The 5,512-nt window shown below is 68.5% G+C and carries 7 protein-coding genes and 1 pseudogene (1 of these 8 cut by a window edge); 7 read left to right on the top strand and 1 reads right to left on the bottom strand.

Features of this window, described 5'->3' with window-relative positions:
* Positions 1 to 4: 4 nt before the first annotated feature.
* The 4 genes from mqnE to CED_RS02125 all read left to right on the top strand — a co-directional run bounded on the left by mqnE (position 5) and on the right by CED_RS02125 (position 2,681).
* Complete coding sequence (mqnE, locus tag CED_RS02110; protein ID WP_035908435.1) at positions 5 to 1,153, top strand: aminofutalosine synthase MqnE; 1,149 nt, start codon at positions 5 to 7, stop codon at positions 1,151 to 1,153.
* A gap of 12 nt (positions 1,154 to 1,165) precedes the next feature.
* The gene (locus tag CED_RS02115) at positions 1,166 to 1,459 is read left to right on the top strand and encodes a hypothetical protein (protein ID WP_011434980.1); all 294 of its coding nucleotides are present in this window, start codon (positions 1,166 to 1,168) and stop codon (positions 1,457 to 1,459) included.
* A 98-nt stretch (positions 1,460 to 1,557) separates the two neighbouring features.
* Complete coding sequence (locus tag CED_RS02120) at positions 1,558 to 1,809, top strand: DUF4229 domain-containing protein (RefSeq protein WP_051868632.1); 252 nt, start codon at positions 1,558 to 1,560, stop codon at positions 1,807 to 1,809.
* On the top strand, positions 1,806 to 2,681 hold the full coding sequence (locus CED_RS02125; protein ID WP_035729688.1) for a menaquinone biosynthetic enzyme MqnA/MqnD family protein: 876 nt from the start codon (positions 1,806 to 1,808) through the stop codon (positions 2,679 to 2,681). The genes CED_RS02120 and CED_RS02125 overlap by 4 nt, the downstream gene beginning before the upstream one ends.
* Positions 2,682 to 2,712: 31 nt before the next feature.
* On the opposite strand, the gene CED_RS02130 is transcribed toward CED_RS02125, so the two are convergent.
* Positions 2,713 to 3,708 carry a helix-turn-helix transcriptional regulator gene (locus CED_RS02130; RefSeq protein ID WP_035908437.1) on the bottom strand — a complete coding sequence of 332 codons (996 nt, stop codon included), beginning with the start codon at positions 3,706 to 3,708 and terminating at the stop codon, positions 2,713 to 2,715.
* Positions 3,709 to 4,223: 515 nt separating this feature from the next.
* On the opposite strand from CED_RS02130, the gene CED_RS02135 reads away from it, so the two are divergent.
* The 3 genes and pseudogenes from CED_RS02135 to CED_RS02145 all read left to right on the top strand — a co-directional run.
* Complete coding sequence (locus tag CED_RS02135) at positions 4,224 to 4,769, top strand: response regulator transcription factor (RefSeq protein ID WP_011434984.1); 546 nt, start codon at positions 4,224 to 4,226, stop codon at positions 4,767 to 4,769.
* Positions 4,770 to 4,991: 222 nt separating this feature from the next.
* Positions 4,992 to 5,183, top strand: a complete 192-nt coding sequence (locus tag CED_RS02140) for a putative leader peptide (RefSeq protein WP_035729528.1) — start codon at positions 4,992 to 4,994, stop codon at positions 5,181 to 5,183.
* Between the two features lie 60 nt (positions 5,184 to 5,243).
* A pseudogene (locus CED_RS02145) lies at positions 5,244 to 5,512 on the top strand (nitrite/sulfite reductase) (it continues 1,441 nt past the right edge of the window).

The raw sequence follows: 5,512 nt of genomic DNA on the forward strand, positions 1-5,512 counted from the left end.
AGGNATGGNTGCTGGGNTCAANCGGGNGATCGAGGCCAAAGTTTCCGCCGGCGAGAGACTGAGCCGTGCCGACGGGGAGGCGCTGTACGCCAGCGACGACCTCGTCTGGTTGGGCGGTCTCGCCCACGAGGTTCGCACCAGAAAGAACGGCGACAAGACCTTCTTCAACGTCAACCGGCATCTGAACCTGACGAACGTCTGCTCGGCGTCCTGCGCGTACTGCTCGTTCCAGCGCAAGCCCGGTGAGTCCGATGCCTACACCATGCGCATCGAGGAGGCTGTCCGGCTGGCGAAGGAGATGGAGCCGGCCGGGATCACCGAGCTGCATATCGTCAACGGTCTGCATCCGACGCTGCCCTGGCNTTACTATCCGCGCTCGCTGCGGGAGCTCGGCAAGGCGCTGCCCGGCGTCGCCTTGAAGGCGTTCACCGCTACCGAGATCCACTGGTTTGAGAAGATCAGTGGCCTGTCCGCCGATGAGATCCTCGACGAGCTCATCGACGCGGGACTCGAGTCGCTCACCGGCGGCGGCGCGGAGATCTTCGACTGGGAGGTCCGCCAGAAGATCGTCGGTCACGAGACGCACTGGGAGGACTGGTCGCGCATCCACCGGCTCGCCCACGCCAAGGGCCTGCGCACTCCGTGCACGATGCTGTACGGGCACGTCGAGGACCCCCGGCACCGGGTGGACCACGTGCTGCGGCTGCGTGAGCTGCAGGATTCCACGGGCGGGTTCACGGTCTTCATCCCGCTGCGCTTCCAGCACGACGCCGCCGGCGACCCGCGCAACCGGTTGATGAACCAGCCGATGGCGACGGGGGCCGAGGCGTTGAAGACGTTCGCCGTCTCCCGGCTGCTGTTCGACAACGTGGACCACATCAAGTGCTTCTGGGTGATGCATGGTCTCACCACGGCGCAGCTCGCGTTGAACTTCGGCGCCGACGACCTCGACGGTTCCGTTGTCGAGTACAAGATCACGCACGATGCGGACCGGTTCGGGACGCCGCACACCATGACCCGCGAGGATCTGCTCGCAATCATCCGCGACGCCGGCTTCCGCCCGGTCGAGCGGGACACCCGCTACCGGGAGATCCGTGTCTACGACGGTCCCGACCCGGCTCGGCGTGACGTCCCGACCTCGATCGACGCCTGACCGGTGGACCGGATGGGCACCGGGGAGGGGCCGGGGCCGGCCCGCGGATCCGAGGAGTCGCCGGCGCCCGGGGGTTCCGGGCCTGTCCGGCCCCACGGAGCACCCGGCATCGGATCGATCTTTGTGCTGGCCTTCCTGGTGATCCTGTTTCCGGGGGTGGCCGGGTATGTGGTGCTCGACTGGATCGGTCTGCCGATCGGTGCCGCCGGCCTGCTGGGTCTGTTCGTCGTCTTCCTGGGGCTGGGCTTCTTCCCGACCGTGCTGCGCCGGCTCGGCTGGGTGCCGACGAAGAGACGGAGGACGTGATGGCGCAATCGCGTAGGCGGCTGGTTTCGTGGCCACAGCGGGTTTCGTGGCCACAGCGGGTTTCGTGGCCACAGCGGGTTTCGTGGCCACAGCGGGCGATGCCCGACTCGCCGACCGAATCGGGCCAGGCGGGCGAGCGCGGCCTGCTCGGCATCAACCTGCGGTACTTCGCGGTACGCGTGGTGCTCTTCGGAGCGGTGCTGGCCGTGGTCCTGCTGCTGGGGGTGAACGGGCTGCTGGCCTTCGCCCTGGCCGTGGTGTTCAGCGGGCTGCTCAGCTATCCCCTGGCGTTGCGCCAGCGCCGCGCGGTCATCGAGGTCATGGAGGAGCGCCGGGGCGGACGGTGTTGACCGGAGCCGGAGCGGACGACGACGGCGATACCCAGGCCCGTCCCCGGGTGGGGCACATCCAGTTTCTGAACTGCCTGCCGCTGTACTGGGGACTGGTCCACTCCGGTGCTCTGCTCGACATCGAGCTGACGAAGGACACCCCGGACCGGCTGAACGACGCGCTGATCGTCGGCGATCTCGATATCGGTCCGATCAGCCTGGTGGAGTACCTCCGGCATGCCGACGAGCTCGTCGTGCTGCCCGACCTCGCGGTCGGCTCCGACGGTCCGGTCCTGTCCGTCGTGCTGAGCACGGCGGCGCCGCTCGCGGAGATCCGGACCGTCGCGCTCGGCTCGACGTCCAGGACCAGCGTGCTGCTCGCCCGGATGTTGCTGGAGGAGCGCCACGGCCTGCGACCGGAGTACGTGACGATGCCGCCGGACCTGCCGTCGATGCTGCGGGAGGCGGATGCCGCGGTGATCATCGGGGATACCGCGCTACGGGCGACCTACGACGCCGAGCGGGGCGGTCCGGACCATCCTCTCCGGCTCATCGATCTCGGTGCCGCCTGGCAGGAGTGGACCGGCCTGCCCATGGTGTTCGCCGTGTGGGCCGCCCGACGGTCCTTCGCCGAACGCCGTCCCGGGGTGGTCAAGGAGGTGCACGGCGCGTTCCGCTCCGGACTCGACCTGGCGCTGCGTGATGTGGACGAGGTCGCGGCGCGGGCGGCCCGTTTTGAGGTGTTCGACCCGGGCACGCTGGCCCGGTATTTCACCACTCTCGACTTTCGGCTTGGTGCGCGCCAGCAGGCGGGGATTATCGCCTTCGCCGGACGTGCCGCGCGGCGAGGTGATGTTCCGGCGCTGCGCGAACTGCGTTTCGCGGACGTCTGAGCGCCACTCAGGCCGGCGGTCGGAACCCCGCTCAGACCGGTGGTCGGAACGCGCGGGAGATACTGGTCGGCGGAATCGGAACCGCTCGGCGCGTACTCGCCGTGGCGAAGCGCGCGATACGGCCCTTTACCAGCGCGATCAACCGGGGCGGGGTGGCTCGCCCGCCCGGCGCGATCAGCATCTCGTCGAGAGTCTCGCCACCGGAATCATCCCCGTCGGCCAGAGCATACCTCGGAGCGCTGGGCTCACCTGGCGGCCCGGACCGTGGGTCCGGTGGCACGGGGGCCCCGGGGCCGTCGCCGGACACGATGCCGGGTTCGGTGCCGGGTTCGGTGCCCTCGCAGACCTGCCGGGCGGCCGCGTCGATGAGGCTGTTGACCGCGAGGGTCCAGGCCCGTAGTCCTTCGTGACCGGTCAGCTCGGTGAACACCGCCGCCTCGAGGCAGCAGGTGCTGGCTCCCGCGAGCTCGTCCACGTCCAACAGGGAGATGGCGAGCAGCCCGGCCAGGTGACCCGCGAGCATGAACAGCCGGAACTGCTGGTGCGGCAGCATGGGCGTGTGTAGCAGGTTGTCGACGACGTTCTGCTGCTCCAGCACCTGGGCGGTGACGTCCTGTGGATCGAGCCGATCGGCCTTGGCGATCAGATCGGCCACCAACCGATCGAGGTAGTCCAGTTCGGTGTCCGACCGGCGGTGGTCGAGCAGATCCGAAACCCGGCGGCGGGACTCCCGCTCCGGATCGGGCCTGCGACGCAGGCGTTCCGCCCGGGCGGCGACGGCTGCCTCACGCAGGTCGATGAGGGCGCCCCCGGCCTCCAGCGCCGCGTCGACTGCGGCGATCACCGGCCGGGAGGGGATGCCTCGGCTGGGCTGTTCGAGCTGACCGATGTACTGGCGGCTGTAGCCGGTGCGTCGGGCGAGCTCCTCCCGAGAGAGGACACGTTCACAGCGCCGCCGTCGGACCTCAGCGGGTAGCAGGTCTTCGGNGGTCGCCGCATCGTGCCGGCCTCGGCTCCGTTGCCGCATCTGTGACGTCCTTCCGCGTGGCAAGGTCCCGCCTCCCGAGGAGGGAAGCTCAGCAGTCGTGTGCTGTCTCTGCCCGCCCGCCTGACGGTCGCCCGCCCGATGGCCAGCAGAGAGTCACCGATAGTGATCAGATTACTCCAGACTGCACCCTAGTAGACTAGAGGTCAAAAGTCCCATACACATCCAGTTCCAATGATTACTCTCAGCTGTCGGGTGGCAGGCGAAGTTGATCGGCGTCGCGCTTCGTGGTCGGCCGATTGATCGTAGCGTGGAAGTCGTCCGTCGTACCGCGCCTCCGTCGAGACATTNTGCCGACCTTCTTGGGTTATTGTTGGGAAACGCGAGCGTTGCCACGGAAGTGTTGGCAGAAAGCGGCGGAATCGCCGAGGGCTCGTCCGGACGGGCTATTCCCGCATGGTGTGCTATCGCGGCCGCGTCCAGGCTGCGGTGCTTCGCGACGGTCTGCGGGTATCGGCCTGATGGCCANCGTGGGTCATCCTCGGAAACCATCCTGAATGACGATGCGCGGGGTCGGGCGGGGCGCGTACAAAAGAATGGTGGATACCGGCCGTTCGGTGGATGCCGACACCGTCGGGCTCGTCGGGGAGAAGGCCGTCGGCCTGGCCGGCGGTTCCGCTGTGGGCCGTGGTTCCCCTCCGGGGGAGCAGGTGCCTCCGCCCGGTCCACGGCGCGTCGTCGTCGTTGACGACGCGGACGGCGTGCGCGAACTATTGTGCCTGTTGCTGGAGACCGAACCCGACTTCGTGATCGTCGGCGCCGCGTCCAACGGCGCGGAGGCGATCGACGAGGTCGTCCGCACCGAGCCGGACCTCGTGCTGCTTGACCTGGCCATGCCGGTCCTCGACGGCATCGCCGCCCTGCCGCGGATCCGGCGGGTCGTGCCGCGGGCCACGGTGGTGATTTTCACGGGATTCTCCGAGGATGCGTTGCTCGACCAGGTGCTGGAACTCGGCGCGGACGCCCTGCTGGAGAAAGGGCTGGCCACCGGTCCGCTGGTGGAGCAGCTTCGACGGCTGTGCGCCGTCCACCGGACGATCTGAGCGATCTTGCGACTGGCAGAATTGTTCATTTTCTCCACTGGCATGATAGAGTTTTATGTTCGGTGGCTGTCATGGTTGCCGCATCGGTCGCATCGGCCATGATGGACGATCTCGGGGCTGGCTGTCCGGTTTGTTGCAGTTTGGAGCAGCATGGCGGGTCGAAGTAGGCCGGACAGTGCCCCGACTTGCCCATCGGCCGTACTTCTGTGGAAACATGGGCTCGTGACTACGTGCGCCCTCGCTGGTGGGGTGCCGGTTGGGCAGGCGTCGGGCCTTCCGGTCGATGCCTCCCGCCGGCGCCGGGCTGCGTCGTCCCCCGCGGTGCCGTGCCTGGTGATCGAGCCGATGCTCGTCGCCCGTCTGCACGTCGACCTGCTGCGGGTTTCCAGCGCCGGCTGTCGCCGCCCCCGCTGACGTCTCCGTTCGTGGCGCCCGCTGTCGGCGCCGCGACTTCCTCGCGCACCGAGAGATCTCATGACTTCTCCTGCTCGTCCTGCCCGGTCCGCGCGCCCGTCCCGACCCAAGGGAGCGGGCCAGTGGGCGTTGGGATATTCCGAGCCGCTCAACGCGAACGAGCGGATGAAGAAGGACCAAGGCGGCCTGGAGGTGCGGGACCGCATCCTCAACCTCTACCCGCGCACCGGTTTCGACGGGATCGATCCCCAGGACCTGCGGGGCCGGTTCCGGTGGTGGGGTCTGTACACCCAGCGCCGGCCGGGGATCAGTGGCGGGCGGNCGGNNNT

Source organism: Frankia sp. CeD, assembly GCF_000732115.1.
GTDB lineage: Bacteria > Actinomycetota > Actinomycetes > Frankiales > Frankiaceae > Frankia > Frankia casuarinae.

Bases quoted from the DNA above. Each gene is read 5' to 3' on its own strand.
- CED_RS02120 (WP_051868632.1), top strand. From the start codon at position 1,558: ATGCCCGACTCGCCGACCGAATCGGGCCAGGCGGGCGAGCGCGGCCTG.
- CED_RS02135 (WP_011434984.1), top strand. From the start codon at position 4,224: ATGACGATGCGCGGGGTCGGGCGGGGCGCGTACAAAAGAATGGTGGAT.
- CED_RS02115 (WP_011434980.1), top strand. From the start codon at position 1,166: ATGGGCACCGGGGAGGGGCCGGGGCCGGCCCGCGGATCCGAGGAGTCG.